Below are 2,440 nucleotides of genomic sequence, written 5' to 3'. Positions count from 1 at the left end.
CCGGCTTCGGCCTGGACTCCGTCGTCCAGGTCCAGCTCGGCGCGGACGGCCGCACCCTGAAGGGCCCCGCGAAGCCGCGGGGCCCTTCCGTGCGTACGGTGCGCGCGTACGGTGCGTACGGCGCCTGTGACGCGGTCGGTCAGTTGTAGGTCGTGGTGACGGTCACGCCGCCGAAGCCCTGCTGGGCGTAGAGGCTGAAGAAGACGTAACCGGCCGGCGGGTTGGTGATGGTCAGGGTCTCACCGTTGCCACTGGTGGTGGACTTGGCCGTGTAAGAGCCGGTGGTGGCCCAGGAGCCGGCGTTGTAGTAGAGGTCGGCGTTGCCGGTGCCCCCGCTGGTGGTGATGGTCAGCTGCTTCACGCCGGCCGGCAGGGTCAGGAAGCTGTAGCTGTAGTTCCCGGTGGTGGCGGCCACGTTGTCGCGGCGGCAGTTCTTGTCGAACTGCCGGGCGTCGGCGGCGGTGCACAGGGGGGCCTGGTTGGTGGGCAGCGAGCCGCAGTTGTCGGCGCCGCACTGCTTGAGCCAGGTGGCGAAGTCGGCGTCGTACGAGGTGCCGATGGTGGTCTTCAGCAGGGTGCGGGCGCCGTTCCAGTCGCCGGCGCGGTACTTGGCGAGCAGCGCGTCGACGTCCTGCGGGTGCGACTGGAGCATGTAGCGGACGGCCAGGTAGCCCCAGTTGTAGACGCGGGTGGAGTCCGCGTTGTCGTAGGTGGTGTCGAACAGGGTGCTCAGGGTGTAGGTGCCCTTGGCGGCCTGGGCGACCGCGGCGTCGTAGTGCTCGCCGCGGTAGCTGTAGGAGACGTACTCGGCGAGGCCCTCGACCCACCAGATGGTCGGGGTGGTCATGCCGGCCTCGAAGTCGCCGTACATGTCGTAGCGGCCGTCGAGGTAGTGGGTGTACTCGTGGTTGAGGTTCCAGATCTGGAACTGGGGGCGCAGCCAGGAGGCCTCGTGGGCGATGAAGCGGGCCTGGTTGCCGGCCTTGGCCGGGTCGCCCTCCTCGTACATGCCGCCGTTGTCGACCTCGATCTTGTACATCTCCCACGCGTACAGGCTGTAGTTGTAGTAGTCGTCGAAGGCGACGACCTCAAGGCTGGTGTTGTTGTCGTTGGCGACCGGGCCGCCGTCCTTGACGATCTTGTGGAAGAACGCGTCCTGGTTGATCAGGCTGGCGCAGGTGTCGGCGAGCTGCTGCGCGGTCATGTCCTGGGCGCGGATGCGCAGGTTGGCGTTGCAGGTGTGGTCGACGGTGAGGACCAGCGGGACCAGCTTGGCCGGGATGTCACAGGTGCCGTAGAGGGAACAGTTGCCCACGTCCTTCTTCTCCGCGAACCAGAGCAGGTTCATGGTGAGCGGACCGGTGTTGCCGACCAGCGGGTAGCGGTTGATCAGATCCTTGAGGATCGGCCGGCCCTGGGCGCGCAGCGCGTCGTTGGCCACCAGGTTGCCGAGCTGGATGCCGATCTTGGTGACCAGGTCGCCGCCGTTGATCAGGTTGCTGTTGCGGGTGACGAAGGACGCCGCGGTGGTGGCGAAGGACGGGTCGGCCTGGAGGGCGGCGACGAACTCCGGCAGGTCGAAGCCGCGCTCGATGACGGTCTCGGTGTTGGCGACGGCGGTGGTCATCGCCGCGGGCCAGCTGCCGGTGTAGTCGTTCAGCAGCCGCTTGACGACGCCGGTGTAGCGGGCGTTCTCCTGGGCGCTGTCGATCAGGGTGACGGCCTCGGCGAGGGTGTCGCCGTTGGCGTCGGTGACGTCCTTGCTGTGCGGGGCGGCGTAGAAGGCGTCGAGCGCGCCGCGGATGGCGCTCTTGAGACCGTCGCCGTACGGGCCCACGACGTCCTTGTTGTTCCACTGCACGTAGTAGCCGGCGCGCAGGAAGAGCACCAGCTGCCCGGCGGAGGTGGAGTTGTCACCGGGGTAGGTGGCGGCGGTGTCGCGCAGGGCGTTGGCCACGGTGACCATCTGGGCCTCGTTGAAGGCGCCCTTGGCGTCGTTGCCGGCCAGCTGGAACAGCGTGTTGACGCAGTCGAGGCCGGACGACTTGACCTGCTGGACCAGCGCGGCACCGGACTTGCCGGTGAAGGCGGAGACGTCGCAGGCGGCCGCGGCCGAGAACTGCCGGGCCGACTTGCCGGCGCCGACGGAGCTGCCCGCCGTCGGGGCGGTGGCCTTGGCCCGCGGGTCCGAGGCGAGCGGGCGGGCGTCCTCGGGGGTGTCCGGGGACTTGGGCACGGGGATCGTGCGCGGCGCGGCCTTCCCGGCCGAGGAGGCGGGTGCGGCCGGGCTCCCGGCCGGCGCGGAGCCGGGGGTGCCGGCGGCCTGGGCGGCCGGCGCGAACAGGCCGAGCGAGAGGAGAAGGGCGGTGCCGAGCGCGGGCAGTCTGCGCGCGGCGTCCTTCGCTATCGAGGAGGGACGCATCTGTGGGGGCCTCCGGGG

General features: G+C 69.7%; 1 protein-coding gene. It reads right to left on the bottom strand.

From position 1 onward, the window contains the following. Positions 1-139: 139 nt before the first annotated feature. The gene (locus ACIQOV_RS37450) at positions 140-2,422 is read right to left on the bottom strand and encodes a M9 family metallopeptidase (protein WP_401055252.1); all 2,283 of its coding nucleotides are present in this window, start codon (positions 2,420-2,422) and stop codon (positions 140-142) included. Between the last annotated feature and the right edge of the window lie 18 nt (positions 2,423-2,440).

This window comes from Kitasatospora sp. NPDC091257 (genome assembly GCF_044757675.1).
Taxonomy (GTDB): Bacteria; Actinomycetota; Actinomycetes; order Streptomycetales; family Streptomycetaceae; genus Kitasatospora; species Kitasatospora lactacystinica.
This window is presented reverse-complemented; position numbering and strand designations above follow the sequence as displayed.

Coding starts and splice junctions, on each gene's coding strand:
- ACIQOV_RS37450 (WP_401055252.1), bottom strand. CDS start 2,422: ATGCGTCCCTCCTCGATAGCGAAGGACGCCGCGCGCAGACTGCCCGCG.